The sequence below is a fragment of the Streptomyces sp. NBC_00510 genome (genome assembly GCA_036013505.1).
Classification (GTDB): Bacteria; Actinomycetota; Actinomycetes; order Streptomycetales; family Streptomycetaceae; genus Actinacidiphila.
The window spans coordinates 1,327,057-1,346,425 of the sequence record CP107851.1; the positions used below are offsets into that span (position 1 = coordinate 1,327,057).

The following is a 19,369-nucleotide window of genomic DNA, read 5'->3' on the forward strand; positions in this document are numbered from 1 at the left end:
GGACCCGGGGCCTTCACGGTGCCGCGGAACCTGCCCGGGTCACGAGGTGAAGTCGGTGGACAGGGCGAGGTCCCGCCACGTCGCGATCTCGCGGGCCACTCCCGCGAGCTTGTCCTCCACGTCGGCGAGGCTGGCCTTGCCCAGCGGGATCCGGGCCGGCATCTCCTCCGCCCGGGCGACGGTGATGATGGCGGCCGCCGCCTTCACCGGGTCGCCGTCCTGGGCGTGGTTGCTGTCGTCGGCCCAGTCGCGCATGCCTCCCGCGCTCTCCTGGTAGTCCTCGATGACCCGCTCGGTGCGGTGCAGCGAGGAGGAGTCCAGGAAGTCCGTCCGGAACGGGCCGGGCTCGATGGCGGTCGCCTGGATGCCGAGCGGCGCGAGCTCCAGCCGCAGGGCCTCGGTCACGGCCTCGACGGAGAACTTGGTCGCGCAGTAAAGGCCCCAGCCGGCCCACCCGACGAATCCGCCGACCGAGCTGAGGTTGACGATCCGTCCGGAACGCCGGGCCCGCATGACGGGCAGGACGGCACGGGTCACGGTCAGCAGTCCGAAGACGTTGGTGTCGAACACCGCGCGCGCCTCGGCGTCGCTGGTCTCCTCCACCGCGCCGAGCAGGCCCCTGCCCGCGTTGTTGACGAGGACGTCGATCGTGCCGAACCGCTCGACCGCCGCCTCGACGGCGGCCCGGGCCTGCTCCTCGTCGTTCACGTCGAGCGGTACGGCCAGCAGCCGGTCGGCGTGGGCCGCGAGGGCCTCCTCCACGGCGCGGGGGGTACGGGCGGTGGCCACGACGTTGTCGCCCCGCTCGAGGGCCTGCCGGGCGATTTCCAGGCCGAACCCGCGGGATGCGCCGGTGATGAACCACGTCGTCATGGTGGTGTGCTCCTCATGATCACTGGGGGTCGTTCTGTCGACGTGTCCCAGCGTGTGCCCGCGGCAAAGGGCGGGCCAGAGAAGGATCAACCGTAGGCGAGGGCTTCCTGGGACCGGCAGTACCAGGCGGTTCCGGTCACGGGCGCACGGCGGCGGGGCTCGCCGACCAGGTGGCCAGGAAGCGCAGGGCCTCGTGCGCCGGTGTGCCGGGCTGCGCGGTGTAGACGAAGACGGTCTGGTCCGGGTCGTCGCCCACGACGAGGCTCTGGAAGTCCAGCGTCATGGTGCCGGCGACCGGGTGCCGGAAGGTCTTCTGGCCCGCGGCCCGGGTCCGCACCCGGTGGTCCGACCACCAGCGGCGGAAGTCGGCGTCGGCGTCGGAGAGTTCCCGCACCAGCGCCTTCAGCCGCGGGTCCTGCGGGTCGCGCGCCGCGCCCATGCGGAGGTAGGCGACGCACTCGCGGGCGACGGTCCGCCAGTCCGCGTACAGCTCGCGGAAGGCCGGGTCCAGGAAGGCCATGCGCACCAGGTTGCGTTGCGGTTCCGGAACGGCGGCGAAGTCGGTGATCAGCGCCGCGCCCAGCGGGTTCCAGCCCAGGACGTCCAGCCGGTGGCTCAGCAGCAGGGCCGGGTACTCCTGCAGCCCGTCGAGCAGGGTCTGCGTCTGCGGCCGGATGCGCGGCAGCGCGGAGGAGGACGGTTCGGCGCCGGCCGCGGCGACCCGCAGCAGGTAGTCGCGCTCGTCGGGCCGCAGGCGCAGCGCCCGCGCGAGCGACTCCAGCACCGCCGTCGAGACGTGCACCGTACGGCCCTGCTCCAGGCGCACCACGTAGTCCACGCTCACGTTGGCCAGCTGCGCCAGCTCCTCCCGCCGGAGTCCCGGCACCCGGCGGTGCCGCCCGTCGTCCGGCAGGCCCACGTCTCCGGGGTTCACCCGGGAACGGCACGCCCGCAGGAAGTCACCCAGCGTGGTGTTCGAAGCGTTCCGCTGACTCATACGTCGATTATCGACGCTGCGCGTCCCTACCGGGGCGCCCCCCGGCCGGAGGCCTTCGTGCGGAGTCCCGGGCGGCTCCTTCGGGCGGGTCCTGTCTCAGGTTGCGTCACCGCGGCCTCGGCGGCCTCGGCGGCGGTGAGCGTGAGGCAGCCGTCGATTAGGGCCGTACGCGCGGCCCCGGCGAACAGCATCGCGACGCCGTCCCGCCCGAAGCGCCCGGCGACGGCGCGGACCCGGTCGAGCGAGGCCTTGCCGCCGCTGACGTGGACGGTGGGGACACCGTCGCCGGACCCGGATGGTGCCGCCCGGGCGCTCCGCGGCGCCCGCCGTGGAGAGCACCAGCGGCACCCGGTCCTGGTAGGCACGCCCCGAGGCGTCGAGGCTGTCCACGTACTGGTCGTACGTGCCTCCGGCGCGGCCTCTGGGGACTGGCCTGATAGCCGACGTACGGCAGGTACACGCCACCGCACCCTTCGGTTGCGGCAACCGGCCGGACGCGCCCCGCGCCCGCGGGGCCATCCTGACCTCAGCGGGCACGGCGGCCGGGATCGACGTCTGCCCGCACGTCGTACGCCGCGGCCATGGCGCCCGGCCTGAGCGTCGACGCCGTCGCCCGCGAGGCCGGCTGCACCAACGGTGTCGTCGCACCGCAGACCTACCGGGCGTCCTTCCGTGCCGGGGCACGGTCCGGCGCCCGACCGTGACGGCGCAGCCGGTGCCGGAGCGGCACCGGCTGCGCCCGGTGGTCAGAAGGTCAGGCTCCAGCGGTCGAGGTAGCCGGGGTCGACGGTGAAGATGCCGGGGGTGTTGTCCGTGACCCGCAGCTTCCAGGTGCCGTTGGCGGGGACCGCCGAGGCGTCCACGGTGTACGTGGCGTGCACCTCACCCTCGCCGGTGTCCCAGTACCAGGGCTTCACCGGGATCTCCGTACCGTCCTCGGCGACCAGGGTGACGATCTGGCCGCCGACCCACGGGTGGACGAGGTCGATCGTCACCTTGAGGTCGCTGGACGCCTTGCCCTTGCGGCCGGTCACGATCAGCGGCGACTCGATCGTCTTCCAGTTGGGGATGTCGTAGCGGGCGGGGTTGACGAAGAAGCGCCCGCCGGACGCCAGGACGGGCCAGTCGAAGCGCACCGTGCGCTTGGCCCCGCGCTGGGCGGTGTTCTCGACGGTGATGGCCGTCTTGTAGGTGCCGGCCTTCTTCGGCGTGCCGCTGATCAGGCCGGTGCGCGGGTTGACGGACAGGCCCTTGGGCAGCTTGTGCGCGGAGTAGACCAACCGCCCGGGGCTGGAGCCCACCGCCTCGATCTGACGGCTCATCGGCTGTCCGACGGCCACGGGGCGGGTGGAGGGCGTCACGATGGCGATGTGGTTGACGTAGCGGGCGCCGACGTTGACCGCCGCCCAGGCGTTGCCGACGGCCTCGTAGGTGTCGCTGCCCTGCCCGAACAGGTCGGCGGCCGCCTGGAGGGTGGCGGTGCGGGCCCCGGCGTAGTCGGTGCTGCTGGTCATGTAGGTGGTCAGCGCCCGGTACCAGATGTCGGTCGCGTTGTCCCGGCCGATGCCGGCGACCGGCAGGTCGTCGAAGGTGGGGCTGTCGTAGGCGACGCCGTTGATGGTCTTCTTCCCGCTGCCCTCGGAGAGGAGGTAGAAGAAGTGGTTCGCCGGGCCGGAGCTGTGGTGGACGTCCTCCTTCTTCAGCTGCGGCGTCCAGTAGTCCAGCGAGGTGCCCTTGACGGGGTCGGCGTCCTTGGACGGCTGGTCCATGTAGCGCAGCGGCTTGCCGGTGCCGCGGACGTCGGCGAGTTCGCCCATCATGTAGTCGGGGACGTCGGCGGGGTTGTCGGCGGAGAACTCCACGGCCGTGGCCATGATGTCGCTGGTCGCCTCGTTGAGGCCGCCGGACTCCCCGGTGTAGGTGAGGTTGGCGGTGGCGAAGGTGACGCCGTGCGTCATCTCATGGGCGGCGATGTCGAGTTCGGTGAGCGGGTGCTCGTTGCCGCGGCCGTCGCCGTACGTCATGCAGAAGCAGCCGTCGTCCCAGAAGGCGTTGGCGTACGAGTCGCCGTAGTGGACGCGGGAGAACGCCCCGACACCGTTATCGGCGATGCCGTTGCGGCCGAAGCGCTCCTTGTAGAAGTCCCAGGTCTCGCGCTGGCCGTAGGCGGCGTCCACGGCGGCGGTCTGGCGGTCGGAGAGCGTGCCGTCGCCCCAGACGTCGTCGTCGTCGGTGACCAGGTTGCCGATGCCGCCCACGCCGGTCAGGTCGTACGTCTTGTGCCCGCCGCGCTCGGTGTCGGTCAGCTCGTAGACGCCGCCGTTGTTCACGGTGCCGATCTGCACCTGGCCGCTGTACTGGCTGTTGCCGGTGCCCGAGCGGATCTCCTCGACGCTCTGGAGCTCCTTGCCGGTCGCGGCGTCGGTGACGACGTTCAGCCGGCTCGGGGTCCCGTCCTTCTGGGTGCCGGTGACGGAGGACTGCCAGGCGAGGGTGGGCTTGCCGTCGCCGAGGAAGACGACCAGACGGGGGGCGCCCTCCGCCGCCAGGTCCTGGGTCCGCTCGCTCTTGGCGGCGGAGAGGGCGGACTTCTTCGCCTTCGCGGCGCTGACGGCGGCCTTCGTCGTCGGCACCGCGACCCGCGCCGGCGACGCCTTGCTGACGGTGCGTCCGCCCGCCCGCTCGTGGACCACCAGGTCGCCGCCGACGACCGGGAGCCCGGCGTAGGTGCGCTCGTAACGGGTGTGCACCGTGCCGTCGGCGTCCTTGATGACGTCCTTGGGTATCAGCGCTTCCTTGTCGCCCAGTTGGAGGGCGCGGGCGGTGGTGGTACGTCCGTCGGACGCGGCCTTGAGCAGCCGCTTGCGCTGCGCGGCGGAAAGGGCCACGGAGCGCGCCCCGGGCCGGGACTCCGCGACGATCTTGCGCGGTGCCGTCCCGTCGCCCTCGGACGCGGCGGCGGCGCCGGTGGCCGGGAGGAGGGGGGTCAGCAGTGCGGCCAGGGTCACGGCGGCGGTCGCCGCGACGCGGCCGCGTGCTCCGCGCGCACGGCGGGTGGGAGAGGGATTCGGCGGTGAACTGGCGCCCGTGACAGCGGGATGGTTCGTCACTCGTGGAGCTCCTTGTGAACGGCCGCGTGAACGGCCGTTGGGGAGGGGAACATTGGAGGCTCTTGATGCCTCCGCGAGGTGACGTGCGAGTGATGCCCGCACGACGTGGGGGATCGTTTCAGCATGTTCGTCCACTGTCATCACTGCGGAGATCATTGTCCGAAAGTCGGTCAGCCGCTCACCGTGGGAGCGGTCCCACGGCGAGCCGACCACGTGCGGATTTACGGTGCGGCAACAGTGAAGTGACGATGCCGAGCGATCAGTTCCAGCCACGGTGGCGGACACGCCACACCGCCCGGATGATGCGGATCTGCGGACCTTTTCCCTGATCAATACGGGGCCGGTGGGGCCGTCATCGGCGTCGAGCGGCTCAACTCGGCGGTGCCGCCGAAAATTTCGAGCCAGCTCCCCGCGGGCCGCAGGGCGGGGCCGCTACTCCTCCTCGGCGGCCGGGACCGCGTAGCCCGGCACGGACGGCCAGCGGACGGTCAGCACCGTCGAGTCCTCCTCCGCCACCCACGAGTGGTCCACGCCCTTGCCCCAGACGACGTAGTCCCCCTGCCGCGCCAGCACCACGGACCGGCCGGGGAAGTCGACCCGGAACCGCCCGCTGACGAGGACCTGCAGCGCCGTCCGCTCCTCGCCGCGCACCCACTCCCCGCGCTCGTCCCCCGCCGGATGGACGCCCCACTTGATCTCCACGGCGTCACTGTGCCGGGGGTCGCCCGCCTCCTTGAAGTGCCCCAGCAGCCAGCCCTTGTCGAGCGGCGCGTCCTCACCGGCATTGCCCACGTAAACGCTCTCGTCCATGGCCGGGACGCTAACACCGCGCCACGACCGTCCTCGGCGCCCGGCGGCGTGCGTGCCTCAGTCCGCCTCGCGGGGTTCGCCCACCGCCATCTCGGCCGTCACGGCCCACCGTTCGTGGCCCCGCCAGGCGCCGTCCAGGTACTGGAAGCGCGGGGAGTACCCCTCGCGCTCGAAGCCCAGCCGCTCCACCAGCCTGATCGACGCCACGTTCGCGGGCTGGATGTTGGCCTCCAGCCGGTGCAGGCCGAGGTCACCGAAGGCGTACGCCATCACGAGCCGCAGCCCCTCCGTCATGTAGCCGCGACCCGCGGTCGCCGCGTACGCGACGTAGCCGAGGGCACCACTCTGAATGGTGCCCCTGACGATGTTGTTGATGTTGACCCCGCCGACGATGGCGCCGGTCCCGGGGAGGCAGATCACGAAGCCCTCGTGCGTCGGGTGGTCGAAGCGCCCGACCCAGTCGCGGAAGGACTCGGGGGTGTGCTCCCACGCGGGCACCCAGGGCGCGTGCAGTGCGGCGCTCTCTCGGGCGAGCGCGCCGATCTCTTCGTGGTCGCGTGCGGTGATCCGCCGGATGGCCACCCGGGGGCCGTGCGCGAGGAAGGTGTCGTCAGCCATCGCGCGATCGTAGTGCCGCCGGCCCCCGTGGTACCGCTTCCCGACGAACGGCGTTCACCCGTGGGCCATCTGTGCGTGGACGTCGGCGGTGGGCGCCGAAGGGCCGGCCGGCCGCCGGTCCCCCGGTATCGCCGTCGCCGTCGCCGGGGAAGCACCCTCACGTTCAGAGCGATTCGCCGGGCCGCAGGTACCGGTAGCCGTGGTCGGTCTGTTCCGCGAGCCAGCCGTTGACGCTGCTGAGGCCGCGTTCGTTGATCTGGCCGTCGTGGATCCCGAACGCCCTCCGCGGTGCGACCGCGTTGACGAAGTCGATCACCTCGGTCGTCTTCAGCCAGGAGGCCTGGAGCGGAACCATGAGCGTCTCGATCGGCTGCCCGGGCACGCGCAGGGCGTCACCGGGGTGGTAGACGGCGTCGTCGATGACGTAACCGAGGTTCGCGCAGGCGGGCCGGCCCGCGTGGACGGGCGCGTGACGGCCGCCGACCGCGCGCACGCGGAAACCCGCGGCGGTGAACTCCGAACCGGGGGTGACCCGGATCGCCTCCAGCCGCGGGACGTCCGCGTCGGCGGGGGCGTGGACCGGTACGCCGAGCCCGGCCAGGCGCAGGACGTCGACGTGGTCGATGTGCTCGTGCGTCACGAGTACGGCGTCCGCCCCGGTCAGTGCGGCCGGCTCGCTCCACGTCCCGGGGTCGACGACGAGCACGCGCCCCTCGTGCTCGATGCGCACGCATGCGTGGGTGTACTTGGTGATCCGCATGGCCCGAACGTAGCGGAGCCCAGCCGGCCGTGTGGTTGGATCGCACCGCACCGCATCCGAGCACCCGCCGGGAGGGCACGATGGGGACCCGCGCCGTTCTCTTCGCCTTGGACGAAACCGACTCCGCACGCATTCTGGCCTGCGAGGACGACGACGCGCTGGCCGCGGTCGTCGAGGAGATCGAGGAGCGCTGGGACAGGGACCACCTGTGCGAACTCGACTCGTCCTGGGACGCGTTGCACCGGTGCTTCACGGACGGTGACCTGAGCTTCGACAACGGCAAGTTCCCCCTGTCGCACGTCATCCTCGGCGGGGTACCGCTCCACGAAGAGGACGACTACATCGTCTGCCACGTCACCGCGGACCAGGTTCCCGAGGTCGCCGCGGCCCTGGAGCCGCTGGACGCCGCGTGGCTGCGCGAGCGCTTCGCCACGCTCACCTTCGAGGCCTACCAGGGCACCGGCGACGCGGAGGACCTGGCCTACACCGAGGCGTTCCTGCCCGGGCTGAAGGACTTCTACCGGGCGGCGGCCCGGGAGGGCCGTGCCGTGATCTTCACCGTCGACCAGTAGGCGCCGAGGAGCGCCGTCCCCGCGCCCGCCCCGAGGGGTGGGCACGGGCGGCCCGTTGGGGGTCCCCGGTGCAAGGGCCTCGCCGACCGGTGCGTCAGGCCCCCTCGGCCAGACGCCGCGCGGCGGTCCGCGCGCCGTCCGTGCGGACGGTGCCCGCGACGGACCGGGCCCGGTCGGCCACCTCCGGGGCGAGGACGGCGCGGAGCGCCGTGCGCAACGGGTCCGCGGCGGGGGCGCCGGCGGGAAGGGCGCCGCCGATGCCGAGCCGGGCGACGCGGCCGGCGAAGTAGAACTGGTCGAACATCTGCGGGAGGACGACCTGCGGCGTCCCCGCGGCCGTCGCCGCGGTGGTCGTGCCGGCGCCGCCGTGGTGCATCACCGCGGCGACGCGCGGGAAGAGCGCCCGCTGGTTCACCTCGCCGATCGTCAGGCAGTCGGGACCGTCGTCCACGGGCGCGAGATCGGCCCAGCCCCGCGACACGATGACGCGTCGTCCGAGCGCGCGGGCGGTGCCGATCACCGTGCCGGCGGCGCCGTCCGGTGCGCGCATGCTGCCGAAGCCGCAGTAGACGGGTGGCTCCCCGGAGTCCAGGAACGCCTCCACCCCGGGGGACAGCGGCCGGTCGTCCGGGAGCAGCCAGGCGCCCGTCTGGAGCACGTCGAGTGATGCGGACGGCCGGGGCCAGGGGGCCAGCACCGGGTCCGCGGCGAGCCACGGGGAGGCGGTGAAGATGTGGGCGCGCACGTCCTCAGCCGGCGGCAGTCCGGCGGCGGCGCGGCGGGCGTTGAGGGGGCCGGCCCACAGGGCGTTCCAGCGTGCGGCGTCCTCGGCCCAGAGCGCGCGGTGGTCGGCGTTCCCGGCCGCGGGTTGCTGCCCGAGCATGCCGAAGACGGGCGGTGCGTGCCGCTCGGAGGGCAGGGTGACGGGGGCGAACGCCGCGTACACGTAGCCGATGCCCCGCTGTTCGGCCACCGAGCGGGCGGCGACGGCCAGGGCCCCGCCCGCCACGACGGCGTCGCAGCCCTCGGCGGCCGCGCCCACGGCCTCGAACTGCGCGGCGACCGTGCCCTCGATCATCAGGCGCCGTTGCTCCGGCGTCGGAATCGTTCCGGCGCTCTGCTTCGCGGTCCCGCGCAGTTCGGGTCCGACAGGCACGTACGTGATGCCCAGGGACCCGGCCCACTCATGGAAATCGGGAGGCGCGCACACCACCGCCTCATGCCCCATGGCCTTCAATTCCACCGCCAGCGCGACCAGCGGCTGGACTTCGCCGCGTGTCCCGATCGTGGACAACAGAAAACGCATCTCGCTCCCGTCCTGCGCCATTCCCCCGGCGCGTGAGGAGCGATTTTCGCCCCCTATGGGGGCCTTGCGGCAAGACCCCCCGTGCGCTATACGGTGGAAATGCCGGAAGGGGACGCCGGGCGTGCCGGATTTCACCGAGTCCGCCCGCACGGCGCATTGTGCCGCACCCTCCCGGCGACCCGGGAACCCATCGCGACCGCGTGCTGCGCAATCCCCGCCTGAAACGTTCTCATCTCACGGCCCGCACCCGCCGCGGAGGTCCGGCGCAGGCCGTCGGCACGCCCGCTCCTGACGGCCGCGCAGGCCTCCCCCACCACACCCGTCGAGGTTCACGCCCGCCGGGACCTTGCCCCCGCCCGGGACCTCGCTGTAGCCTCCGCAAGGATTGAAACGGTTCAATGCGAACAGTTCGATCATCAGCGCGTTGCATCTCGGCACTGATCACTCCGGGATGAAAGGCACCTCCACCTCTCACTCCGGGGAGCTACGGAACCATGCACGACGACAGCAACCGCCCCGAGGCCGGCGGGGTTTCCCGTCGCAGCCTCCTCATCGCCACCGCCGTCGCGGGAACCGCGGCGGCCCTGGCCCCCGCACTGCCCGCTGCCGCCGCCGAGGCGCGGACCGGGACCGGGACGGCGGGCGCGGGCGGCGCGGCGGGCGCGTTCGCCGCGCCGGGGAGCGCGGTGCGGCCGAAGTTCCGCTGGTGGTGGCCGGACGGGCTGGTGGACCCCGAGGAGATCAGACGCGAGGTCGACCAGATCGCCGACGCCGGGTTCGGCGGCGCCGAGATCGCCGCCGTCCACCACAGCGTGAAGGACACCTCCGTCCTGGACACCGAGCACCACGGCTGGGGCAGCCCCGCCTGGGTCGCCGGCGTCCACGCGGCCCTGGACCAGGCCCGCCGACGGGGCGTCACCATCGACCTCACCATCGGCCCCAGCTGGCCCGCGGCCGTCCCCGGGATCACCCCCGACAGCGAGGCCGCGGTGCAGGAACTGGCCCTCGGCGCCGTCACCGTGGCCGCCGGGACGGCCTACTCGGGCCCCGTGCCTGCCCCCTCCGCGGCCCCCGCGTCCGGGGTCACCCGGCAGCGGCTGCTGGGCCTGCTGGCCACCCGGATCGCCCCCGAGAACGCCACCCGCAAGGAGACCGGCCTGGACCGCGCGAGCGTCCAGGACCTCACCGCCCACGTCGCCGACGGCGCCGTGGCCTGGACCGCGCCCGGCGGGGGCGACTGGGTGCTCACCGCCTTCTGGCAGCGCGGCACCGGGCAGACCCCCGAGGGCGGTCCGCACACCTCGCCCACCGCGTACGTCGTGGACCACTTCAGCGCGGCCGGCACCGCCGCCGTCACCGGCTTCTGGGAGCGGAACCTGCTCACGAAGGAGATCCGGGGCCTCCTCAAGAGCGCCGGCGGCGTCCTGTTCGAGGACTCCCTGGAGATCGAGACCAAGGCGCTGCCCTGGACGCCCGGGCTGCCCGCCGCCTTCGAGAAGCGCAACGGCTACCCGCTGCTGCCCGTCCTGCCCGTCATCGCGATGAGCGGCGGCAACCAGGTCTACGCGTACGACGCCGTCGCGACCCGCCAGATACGGCACGACTTCTGGGACACCGTCAGCGACCTGTACAACACCCACCACCTCACGGCACTGCGCGGCTGGGCGCACTCCCTGGGCCTGGGGATGCGCGCGCAGCCGTACGGCCTGCAGACCGACGCCATCCGGTCCGCCGCGCTGCTGGACATCCCCGAGGGCGAGTCGCTGGGCTTCAAGAACCTCGACGACTACCGCTGCCTGGCCGGCGGCCGGGACATGGCGGGCCACACGGTGCTGTCCTGCGAGGCCGGCGCCTACACCGGCTCCGCGTACAGCACCACGTGGGAGAAGTTCCTGCGCACCATGGGCGGCGCGTACGCGGCCGGCGTCAACCAGACCGTCGTGCACGGCTTCTCCTACGCCACGCTGCCCGGGGTGAAGTGGCCCGGCTACGCGGCCTTCACCCCGTACAACGGCACCGTCGGCTACGGCGAGTCCTGGGGCCCGCGGCACCCGACCTGGCGCCACGTCACCGACGTGTCCGGGTACCTGTCCCGGGTGCACCACGCCATGCAGCGCGGCACCTCCCGGATCGACGTCGCCGTCTTCCGGCAGACCGGCTACACCGCGACGGGGATCGGCGCCTCCTGGTTCACCTCGACGGGCGTGCCGCTCGGCTGGACCCACCAGTTCCTCAGCGGGCCCCTGCTGGACCTGCCGTCGGCGAAGGTCCGCGACGGTCGGCTGGCCCCCGACGGCCCCGCCTACCGGGCGCTGTTCGTCGAGGGGGACTTCTTCTCCGGCTCGGCGGTCACCCTCACCCTCGCGGACGCGCGCCACCTGCTGCGCCTGACACGGGCCGGGCTGCCGGTCGTCCTGCTCGGCGACTGGACGACGGTCACGACGCCCGGTGTGGAGGACGACTCCGCCCTACAGCAACTCCGCGCTCTCGTCGCCGAGTTGCTGGCGCAGCCGCAGGTCCGGCAGGTCACCGACAAGACGGCGGTGGGCCAGGCCCTCGCGGACCTCGGTCTGGTGCCCGACGTGAGTTACGCCGTGCCCTCGACGCTGCTGACGATGCACCGCTTCGACGAGGGCGTCGACTGGTTCTACCTCGTCAACGGCAAGCACGCCGAGACCGTGAAGCCCCCCGTCGCGGCGATCGACCACGCCGTCACGGTGCGCCGCACCCGCTCGGGCGCGGTGCCGTACCTGCTGGACCCGTGGACGGGCGAGGCCCGGCCGCTGGCGCTGTACGCGCAGGACGGCGACCTGTTCACCTTCCGGGTGGCGCTGCAGCCGGCCGAGTCGATGGTCGTGGCCTTCGCGCCGCCGGGACGGTTCCCCGGCAAGCCCGGCCGTACCCACGCCGTCACCACGGACGCGGACGACGTGCGCTTCGACGACGGCCGGCTCGTCCTGCGCGCCCGCGCGGCCGGCACCTACACCACGGCGCTGTCGCGCGGGGGTTCGGTCGGCACCGTGGTCGGGGAGGTGCCCGCGCCCCGGGAGCTCACCTCCTGGACCCTGGACGCCGAGGACTGGCGTCCCGGCGCGGACCCGGACCGCACCACCGTCGTCCGGCACCGGATCGCCCTCGATGCCCTGGCTCCGTGGAACGCCGTCCCGGAGCTCACGGACGCCGCCGGCATCGGCCGCTACCGGGCCACCGTCGAACTCGACCGGTCCTGGAGCGGCGACCTCGGCGCGCTGCTCGACCTCGGCGAGGTCACCGACACCTTCCGGGTCAGCGTCAACGGGCGGCCGGCACCGGTCACCAGCCACGTCAACCCCGTGGTGGACCTCGGCGGGCTGCTCCGCCGCGGCAGCAACACGATCGAGGTCGAGGTGGCCACGCCGCTGCTCAACCGGCTGCGCGTCAGCGACCCCTCGGTGTACGGCGGTGCTGCCTCGCAGCGCACGGGGCTCGTCGGGCCGGTGCGGCTGATCCCGTACGCCCAGGCCGTGGTGGGCCGGGACTGACGGTCCCGGGTCCCCGGGGTTCCCTGACGGCCGCCGCACGACCGGCGGGGGACCCCGGGCACCTGGTTCAATGGCCGCGGAGGTGAGGGACCATGGTGTCCATGGACCGGCTGCTCGCGTTCGCGGCGATGTCCCTGCTCGTCATCGTCATCCCCGGGCCCAGCGTGCTCTTCGTCATCGGCCGCGCCCTGGCGCACGGCCGCCGCACCGCCCTCGCGTCGGTGCTGGGCAACTTCATCGGCTCGTACCTGCTGGTGGTGGCCGTGGCGTTCGGCCTGGGCTCGCTGATCGAGCGGTCCCTGACGCTCTACCTGGTGGTGAAACTGGCCGGCGCCGCCTACCTCGTCCTCCTCGGCGTGAAGGCGTTCCGGCACCGCCGGGAGCTCACGGTCGGCGCGATGGACGGCCCTGACCGGCCCGTCCGCGGCGACCTGCGGACCGTCGCGGACGGCCTCGCGGTCGGGGTCACCAACCCCAAGGGCATCGTCTTCTTCGCCGCCGTGCTCCCCCAGTTCGTGGACCACTCCGCCGGGTCACTGCCCGCGCAGATGCTGCTCCTCGGCCTCGTCCCCATCGGCATCGGCCTCGTCAGCGACACCCTGTGGGGCCTGACCGCCTCCGCCGCCCGCGTCTGGCTGGGCCGCTCCGACCGCCGCCTGTCCGCGATCGGCGGCGCCGGCGGGCTGGCGATGATCGGCCTCGGCGTGACGGTGGCCACGACCGGCCGCGCGGACTGACGGGATCATACGGGGGAACAGGGCGGAGCGGGGACACGCGGTCCGGCACCTCCGGCATAACCGCGTTGCCCCGGTCCGGCGCCGTGGACCAGAATCCGCCCCATGACCTCCGCAATGCGCCACATCACGATCGACTGCGCCGACGCCCACCGTCTGGCGAGCTTCTGGTCCCTCGTCCTGGACCGCCCGCTGCACGAGGACGACAAGCCCGGTGACGAGGAGGCCCTGATCGAGGTCGCCGGCGGCCCCGGCATCCTCTTCGTGACCGTTCCGGACCACAAGACCGTCAAGAACCGCGTGCACCTGGACGTCCAGCCGCAGGACCGCACCCGGGACGAGGAGGTCGAGCGCCTCCTCCTGCTCGGCGCGACGCAGGTCGACGACCGCCGCCGCCCCGACGGCACGGGCTGGGTGGTGCTCGCCGACCCGGAGGGCAACGAGTTCTGCGTGGAGCGCAGCGCGGCGGAACGCGCGGGCTGAGCCGGCCGGCGTTTCGGCCGTCTCGCCGCCCGTCTGCGCACCGGGGGCGCAGCAGGCCCGGCGCCGAGCGCGGGCAGGAACACGCTCACCCCGTCGCGCCCGCGGCCGCCCGCGCGAAGTGGTCGTGGTCGTCGAGCACTTCGGTGATGACGCGCCGGTTGACCTCGGCGCGGGCCGGGTCGGTGGTGAGGGTGTCGGCGAGCACGAGCAGTGACTTCCACAGGGCCCAGCCGCGGGCGCGGGCCCAGGTGGCGGGGTCCTGGCGGACCGTGCGGCGGAACGCCTCGCGGCCGGCGCCGGAGAACATGGTCCAGGCGATGACCAGGTCGCAGGCGGGGTCGCCGACACCGGACGTGCCGAAGTCGATGACGGCGGCGAGTTCGCCACCGCGGACGAGGAGGTTGCCGGAGGCGATGTCGCCGTGGAACCAGACGGGTCGGCCGTGCCACTCGGCGGCGAGGGCGGCGTCCCAGACGGCGCGGGCGCGGGCGGTGTCGACGTGGCCGTCGAGGAGGGCCAGGCAGCGGCGGGTTTCCTCGTCGTAGTGGGCGGGCGACGCGCCCCGGTACCAGCTGTGGCGGCCGGCGGACGGGCCTCCGGTGGGGTCGCAGCCCTGGAGGGCGAGGAGGAACTCGCCGAGGTCCACGGCGAACCGGGTGAGGTCGGCGATGCGTTCGGGGGCCGCGGTCTCGCCGGGCAGCCAGCCGCGTACGGACCAGGGGAAGGGGTAGCCCTGGCCCGGGGCGCCCATGCCGAGGACGGACGGGACGGCGACGGGGAGCGAGGGCGCGAGCCGGGGCAGCCACTCGTTCTCCTTGGCCACCGCGGGGACGTAGCCTTCGGCGGTGGGCAGACGGACCGTCATGGCGTGCCCGAGGCGGTAGGTGCGGTTGTCCCAGCCGTCGGCCTCCACCGGGGTGACGGGCAGGTGGCCCCACTGCGGGAACTGCGCCGCGAGGAGGCGCTTGACCAGTGGCGCGTCGATTCCGGCGCGGCCGTCGGGCGGGGTCGTGATCATCCCGCGATGATCACCCGTCGTGTCGGCCCGCGGCAACGGGTTATCGGGGACGTGGGGCGCCGGCGGGCCGGGAGGGGGGTGGCCCGGCCCGCCGGCGGAGCGGAGTGTGGTCCGCTACGGGGTGATGGTCCAGTTCTCGATGTAGCCGGTGTCGAGCGCGACGGCGTCGCGGACGCGGAGCTTCCAGGTGCCGTCGATCGTCTCGGCGGAGACGTCGACCGTGAAGGTCTGGTCGACGTTGTCGGCGGACCCGCCGGTCTGGTTGAGCAGCGGGTACTTGCTGCCGCTGGGCCCGACCAGGTCGACGACGAGGTCGCCGCGCCAGGTGTGGACGATCTTCACGTGGACCTGGGTGACGGCGGAGGCGAGGCCGCCGCGGCCCGTCACGGTGATCGGCGACTCGACGGCGGCCCCGGCGTCGGGGATGTCGACGCGGGTGCTGTTGCCGTAGACGTGGGCGACCGTCCAGGTGAACCCGGTGGAGGCGGTGTCGCCGGCGCTGTCGGTGACGGTGACCGTGACCTCGTGGGTGCCCGTGGAGTCCGGGGTGCCGGAGATCAGACCGGTGTCCCGGTCGATGCCCACCCCGTCGGGCAGCCCGGTGGCCTGGTACTCCAGGGTGGCGCCGGCGTTGCTGGTGGTCGCCTCGATCTGCAGGGAGACCGTCTGGCCGACGCCGCTGATCTGGTCGCCGGGCGGGATCAGGTCGATGCCGTCGACGATGCGGCGGCCGACGTTGATGGCCGCCCAGGTGTTGGCGACGGTGATGTACGTCGGGCTGTAGGCGCCGAAGAGGTCGGCCGCGGCCTGGAGGGTGGCGGTGCGGGCTCCGGCGTAGTCGGTGGTGGAGGTCATGTACGTGGTCAGTGCCCGGTACCAGATCGCGGCGGCGTTGGCGGCGCCGATGCCGGGGACCGGGACGCCGTCGTAGGTCGGGCTGTCGTAGTCCACGCCGCCCACGGTCTTCGGGCCGCTGCCCTCGGCGAGCAGGTAGAAGAAGTGGTTGGCCGGGCCCGACGAGTAGTGGACGTCGACGCCGCCGAGCGAGGACGACCAGTAGTCGTGCGAGTCGCCGTCCTTGGAGGGCTTGTCCATGTAGCGCAGCGGGGTGCCGTCGCCGTTGATGTCGATCTCTTCGCCGATGAGGTAGTCGGGGGTGTCGGCGGCGAGGTCCGCGTGGAACTCGACCATGGTGCCGAAGATGTCGGAGGTGGCCTCGTTCAGACCGCCGGACTCACCGCTGTAGTCGAGGTCGGCGGTGGCGCTGGTGACGCCGTGGCTCATCTCGTGCCCGGCCACGTCGATGGCGGTGAGGGGGTGGGTGTTCCCCGAGCCGTCGCCGTAGGTCATGCAGCGGCAGGTGTCGCTCCAGTAGGCGTTGACGTAGTTGCTGCCGTAGTGGGTGCGGCTGTAGCGCCCGTCACCGTCGTTGTAGATGCCGTGCCGGCCGAAGGTGTCCTGGTAGTAGTCCCAGGTGGCGCCGGCGCCGAAGTGCGCGTCCACGCCCGCGGACTGGCGGTTGGCGACGGTGCCGTCGCCCCAGACGTCGTCGGCGTCGGTGAAGAGGGTGCCGGTGCCGGAGGTCGTCGTGTTGTTCAGGTCGGTGGTGTAGTGGCCGCCTCGGGTGCCGTCGCGGAGCTCGTAGGCACCGCCGGCCTCGGTGGTGCCGAGGGGGACGGTGCCAACGAAGGCGCCGGTGCCGGTGCCGGTCTTGACGCCTTCGGAGCGGGAGAGCTCCTTGCCCGTGCGGGCGTCGGTGACGACGTGCAGTTCGCTGGGGGTGCCGTCGGCCTGGGTGGCGGTGACGACGGTCTCCCAGGCCAGTGCCGGCCTGCCGGTCGCGGCCCAGACGACGAGCCGCGGTTCCCCGGCCGCGCGGGGCTCTCCGGTCCGGGGCGCGGCGGCGAGGGCCTTCTTCCCGGCGGTGGCCGCAGCGACCTCGGGCCGTGTGCCGGGCACGGACAGCGTCGCGTCGGTGGCGCGGTCCTGGGTCAGCCGGTTGCCGTCGCGGTGGACGACGAGGTCGCCGCCGAGCACGGGGAGTCCGGCGTAGGTGCGTTCGTACCGTGTGTGCACGGTGCCGTCGGCGTCCTTGACGACGTCCTTGACGACGAGTCTTTCCTGCTGCCCGAGGCGCAGCGCCTTGGCGGTCGCGGGCGCCGCGGAGCCGGCCTCGCGGATCAGCGAGGCGCGGGCGGACGGGGACAGGCGCGCGGGGAACGCGCCGGTGTGGGGGGATGCGACGATCGTCGTGCTGCCCCGTCCCTGGCCGGTGGCGAGCGCCGGGCCTGAGGGAAGGGCCGCGCCGAGCAGTGCGGCGGCGGCGGTCAGGGCGACGGCGGTCGCCCTGGCGTGACGGGGCAGGGTGCGTAAGTGGGACAAGGAGTTCTCCTCCTGCGGCGGTCGGCTGACGGTGGCCGTGCGGACCCGCCGGCGGGGTGGGCCGGGCGGGGCGGAGCTCGCAGTGCGGGATGACGCCGTCCGTGTGCGGGTGCGGACACAGCGTGACATCGGGATGACATTATTGTCATGGCGCCAACAAATCTTGTCCGAAATCGATCAGCGTTCCGCCCGCTCCCCGGACAGCGGCGGGCGGGCCCGGCGGCAGGCCCGCCGGCGCCGGCCCGCCGCGGACGGGGCGTCCCTCAGGTCGCCGTGGCAGCCGCCGCAGCACGCCCGGCCTGACGGCCGGAGAAGAGGCAGCCGCCGAGGAACGTGCCCTCCAGGGAGCGGTAACCGTGGACGCCGCCGCCGCCGAAACCGGCGACCTCACCGGCGGCGTACAGACCCGGCACCGGCTCCCCGGCCGCGTCCAGGACCCGGCCGGACAGGTCGGTCTGCAGACCCCCGAGCGTCTTGCGGGTGAGGATGTTCAGCCGTACCGCGATCAGCGGTCCCGCGACCGGGTCCATGATCTTGTGGGCCGTGGCCGTGCGGCTGAGGAAGTCGCCCGGGTAGGCCAGGGCGTTGCGGATCCCCATCACCTGGGCGTCCTTGGTGTACGGGTTGTCGATCTCGCGGTCCCGGGCGTCGATCTGCCGCTTGAGGTCGGCCAGGTCGATGAGGTCCTCCCCGGTCAGCCTGTTCATCCCGGCGACGAGACCGGGCAGCGAGGAGGAGACCACGAAGTCGACGCCGTTCTTCTTGAACCGCTCGATGGGCTCCGGCGTCTGCCACAGGCGGGAGAGGGTGAGGGGGATGTCCTTGTTGGTGAGGTCCGGGTTCTGCTCCGATCCGGAGAGGGCGAACTCCTTCGCCAGGATCTTCTGGGTGGTCACGAACCAGGAGTAGTCGTACCCGGTGCCCGTGATCGTCCTGAGCGTGCCGAGGGTGTCGTACCCGGGGAGGTCCGGGGCGGAGAAGCGCCTGCCGGTGGCGTCCAGCCACAGCGAGGAGGGGCCGGGGAGGATGCGGATGCCGTGCTTGGCCCAGATAGGGGCGTAGTTCTGCAGACCTTCGGTGTAGTGCCACATGCGGTCCGGGTTGACGATCCGCCCGCCGGCCCGCTCGGTGATGGCGAGCATCCGGCCGTCCACGTGCTCGGGCACTCCGGAGATCAGGTTCTTCGGCGGGGTGCCGAGCCGGGCCGGCCAGTTCTGGCGTACCAGGTCGTGGTTGGCGCCTATGCCGCCCGAGGTCACGATCACGACCGGCGCCCGCACCTCGAAGTCGCCGACGACGGTGCGCGAACTGCGGGTACCCCGTGGGGCGTTGCTCGGCTCCAGCACGGCTCCACGGACCCCGGTGACGACGCCGCCGGTGCGTACGAGCTCGTCGACGCGGTGCCGGAACCTGAAGCTCACCAGCCCCCTGGCGACCGCGGCGCGTACGCGCTTCTCGAAGGGCTCGACGACGGCCGGGCCGGTCCCCCAGGTGACGTGGAAGCGGGGCACCGAGTTGCCGTGGCCGTCCGCGAGGCCGCCGCCGCGCTCGGCCCAGCCGACGATCGGGAACCAGCGCACGCCCTGCTGGTAGAGCCAGGACCGCTTCTCCCCCGCGGCGAAGTCCACGTAGGCCTCCGCCCACTTGTAGGCCCAGTAGTCCTGGCCGTGGGGGTCGGTGACGTCACGGTCGAAGCCGGCCGCGCCCTGCCAGTCCTGCCACGCGAGGTCGCGGGAGTCCTTGATGCCCATCAGCCGCTGCTCGGCGGAGTCGACGAGGAACAGTCCGCCGAAGGACCAGAACGCCTGGCCGCCCAGATTGGTCTCCGGTTCCTGGTCGAGCAGGAGCACCTTGCGTCCCTTGTCGGCCAGTTCCGCGGTCGCGACCAGGCCCGCCAGGCCGTGACCGATGACGATCACGTCCGCGTCCTGGGAGGCGGCGGCGTGGGCCGGGACCGCCTGCGCCAGGGCGGTCGCCCCGGCGAGCACACCTCCCGCCGCCGTCAGGACGCGGCGCCGGCTGGGCATGGCGGGGTCTGTCACTGTCTCCATGGCGTGCCTTCCGGAGGGTGCGGGGGGATGCGCGAAGGGTGTTGCCCGGATGACCTTGCTGTTACCTTCGGTAGCCGACAGGTAATCAGGTGGTCATGACAATGCGGTAGTGGCCGGCCGCCAACGCGCCCGCA

The 19,369-nt window shown here is 73.0% G+C and carries 16 protein-coding genes; 5 read left to right on the forward strand and 11 right to left on the reverse strand.

Translation table 11 applies throughout. The annotated features are described in order from the left end of the window. Positions 1-39: 39 nt before the first annotated feature. From OG937_05935 to OG937_05945, 3 genes are all read right to left on the reverse strand, one after another. Positions 40-873, reverse strand: a complete 834-nt coding sequence (locus tag OG937_05935; GenBank protein WUD71261.1) for an oxidoreductase — start codon at positions 871-873, stop codon at positions 40-42. A gap of 136 nt (positions 874-1,009) precedes the next feature. Continuing rightward, complete coding sequence (locus tag OG937_05940; GenBank protein ID WUD71262.1) at positions 1,010-1,870, reverse strand: helix-turn-helix transcriptional regulator; 861 nt, start codon at positions 1,868-1,870, stop codon at positions 1,010-1,012. Positions 1,871-1,896: 26 nt separating this feature from the next. Further along, on the reverse strand, positions 1,897-2,235 hold the full coding sequence (locus tag OG937_05945; GenBank protein ID WUD71263.1) for a hypothetical protein: 339 nt from the start codon (positions 2,233-2,235) through the stop codon (positions 1,897-1,899). A 216-nt stretch (positions 2,236-2,451) separates the two neighbouring features. On the opposite strand from OG937_05945, the gene OG937_05950 reads away from it, so the two are divergent. Beyond that, on the forward strand, positions 2,452-2,574 hold the full coding sequence (locus tag OG937_05950; protein WUD71264.1) for a hypothetical protein: 123 nt from the start codon (positions 2,452-2,454) through the stop codon (positions 2,572-2,574). Positions 2,575-2,616: 42 nt separating this feature from the next. Here OG937_05950 and OG937_05955 read toward each other — a convergent pair whose 3' ends face one another. The 4 genes from OG937_05955 to OG937_05970 all read right to left on the reverse strand — a co-directional run bounded on the left by OG937_05955 (position 2,617) and on the right by OG937_05970 (position 7,168). Next, the gene (locus tag OG937_05955; GenBank protein WUD71265.1) at positions 2,617-4,980 is read right to left on the reverse strand and encodes a M4 family metallopeptidase; all 2,364 of its coding nucleotides are present in this window, start codon (positions 4,978-4,980) and stop codon (positions 2,617-2,619) included. Positions 4,981-5,412: 432 nt separating this feature from the next. Beyond that, positions 5,413-5,790 carry a signal peptidase I gene (locus tag OG937_05960; GenBank protein ID WUD71266.1) on the reverse strand — a complete coding sequence of 126 codons (378 nt, stop codon included), beginning with the start codon at positions 5,788-5,790 and terminating at the stop codon, positions 5,413-5,415. A gap of 57 nt (positions 5,791-5,847) precedes the next feature. After that, positions 5,848-6,408 (reverse strand): GNAT family N-acetyltransferase, encoded by a 561-nt coding sequence (locus OG937_05965; GenBank protein ID WUD71267.1) that lies wholly within the window; start codon positions 6,406-6,408, stop codon positions 5,848-5,850. Between the two features lie 163 nt (positions 6,409-6,571). After that, positions 6,572-7,168, reverse strand: coding sequence for an MBL fold metallo-hydrolase (locus OG937_05970; GenBank protein ID WUD71268.1), 597 nt, complete (start codon positions 7,166-7,168; stop codon positions 6,572-6,574). 80 nt (positions 7,169-7,248) lie between these two features. Here OG937_05970 and OG937_05975 point away from each other — a divergent pair, with 80 nt between their 5' ends. Further along, a complete protein-coding gene (locus OG937_05975) occupies positions 7,249-7,740 on the forward strand; it encodes a YfbM family protein (GenBank protein WUD71269.1) in 492 nt (163 codons plus the stop codon). 94 nt (positions 7,741-7,834) lie between these two features. Here OG937_05975 and OG937_05980 read toward each other — a convergent pair whose 3' ends face one another. After that, positions 7,835-9,046 (reverse strand): glycosyltransferase, encoded by a 1,212-nt coding sequence (locus OG937_05980; GenBank protein ID WUD71270.1) that lies wholly within the window; start codon positions 9,044-9,046, stop codon positions 7,835-7,837. A gap of 494 nt (positions 9,047-9,540) precedes the next feature. Here OG937_05980 and OG937_05985 point away from each other — a divergent pair, with 494 nt between their 5' ends. The 3 genes from OG937_05985 to OG937_05995 all read left to right on the forward strand — a co-directional run bounded on the left by OG937_05985 (position 9,541) and on the right by OG937_05995 (position 13,784). After that, entirely contained in the window at positions 9,541-12,567 is a 3,027-nt protein-coding gene (locus OG937_05985) for a glycosyl hydrolase (protein ID WUD71271.1), read from the forward strand. Between the two features lie 92 nt (positions 12,568-12,659). Continuing rightward, the gene (locus OG937_05990; protein ID WUD71272.1) at positions 12,660-13,304 is read left to right on the forward strand and encodes a LysE family translocator; all 645 of its coding nucleotides are present in this window, start codon (positions 12,660-12,662) and stop codon (positions 13,302-13,304) included. Between the two features lie 102 nt (positions 13,305-13,406). Next, positions 13,407-13,784: a VOC family protein gene (locus OG937_05995; GenBank protein ID WUD71273.1), complete on the forward strand. Its 378-nt coding sequence runs from the start codon at positions 13,407-13,409 to the stop codon at positions 13,782-13,784. A gap of 85 nt (positions 13,785-13,869) precedes the next feature. On the opposite strand, the gene OG937_06000 is transcribed toward OG937_05995, so the two are convergent. From OG937_06000 to OG937_06010, 3 genes are all read right to left on the reverse strand, one after another. Beyond that, the gene (locus tag OG937_06000; GenBank protein WUD71274.1) at positions 13,870-14,802 is read right to left on the reverse strand and encodes an aminoglycoside phosphotransferase family protein; all 933 of its coding nucleotides are present in this window, start codon (positions 14,800-14,802) and stop codon (positions 13,870-13,872) included. A 114-nt stretch (positions 14,803-14,916) separates the two neighbouring features. Further along, a complete protein-coding gene (locus OG937_06005) occupies positions 14,917-17,184 on the reverse strand; it encodes a M4 family metallopeptidase (protein ID WUD71275.1) in 2,268 nt (755 codons plus the stop codon). 263 nt (positions 17,185-17,447) lie between these two features. After that, positions 17,448-19,235, reverse strand: coding sequence for an FAD-binding dehydrogenase (locus OG937_06010; protein ID WUD71276.1), 1,788 nt, complete (start codon positions 19,233-19,235; stop codon positions 17,448-17,450). Positions 19,236-19,369: the final 134 nt, after the last annotated feature.

Bases quoted from the DNA above. Each gene is read 5' to 3' on its own strand.
- OG937_05935 (WUD71261.1), bottom strand. From the start codon at position 873: ATGACGACGTGGTTCATCACCGGCGCATCCCGCGGGTTCGGCCTGGAA.
- OG937_05940 (WUD71262.1), bottom strand. From the start codon at position 1,870: ATGAGTCAGCGGAACGCTTCGAACACCACGCTGGGTGACTTCCTGCGG.
- OG937_05950 (WUD71264.1), top strand. From the start codon at position 2,452: ATGGCGCCCGGCCTGAGCGTCGACGCCGTCGCCCGCGAGGCCGGCTGC.
- OG937_05960 (WUD71266.1), bottom strand. From the start codon at position 5,790: ATGGACGAGAGCGTTTACGTGGGCAATGCCGGTGAGGACGCGCCGCTC.
- OG937_05965 (WUD71267.1), bottom strand. From the start codon at position 6,408: ATGGCTGACGACACCTTCCTCGCGCACGGCCCCCGGGTGGCCATCCGG.
- OG937_05970 (WUD71268.1), bottom strand. From the start codon at position 7,168: ATGCGGATCACCAAGTACACCCACGCATGCGTGCGCATCGAGCACGAG.
- OG937_05975 (WUD71269.1), top strand. From the start codon at position 7,249: ATGGGGACCCGCGCCGTTCTCTTCGCCTTGGACGAAACCGACTCCGCA.
- OG937_05980 (WUD71270.1), bottom strand. From the start codon at position 9,046: ATGCGTTTTCTGTTGTCCACGATCGGGACACGCGGCGAAGTCCAGCCG.
- OG937_05985 (WUD71271.1), top strand. From the start codon at position 9,541: ATGCACGACGACAGCAACCGCCCCGAGGCCGGCGGGGTTTCCCGTCGC.
- OG937_05990 (WUD71272.1), top strand. From the start codon at position 12,660: ATGGTGTCCATGGACCGGCTGCTCGCGTTCGCGGCGATGTCCCTGCTC.
- OG937_05995 (WUD71273.1), top strand. From the start codon at position 13,407: ATGACCTCCGCAATGCGCCACATCACGATCGACTGCGCCGACGCCCAC.
- OG937_06000 (WUD71274.1), bottom strand. From the start codon at position 14,802: ATGATCACGACCCCGCCCGACGGCCGCGCCGGAATCGACGCGCCACTG.
- OG937_06010 (WUD71276.1), bottom strand. From the start codon at position 19,235: ATGGAGACAGTGACAGACCCCGCCATGCCCAGCCGGCGCCGCGTCCTG.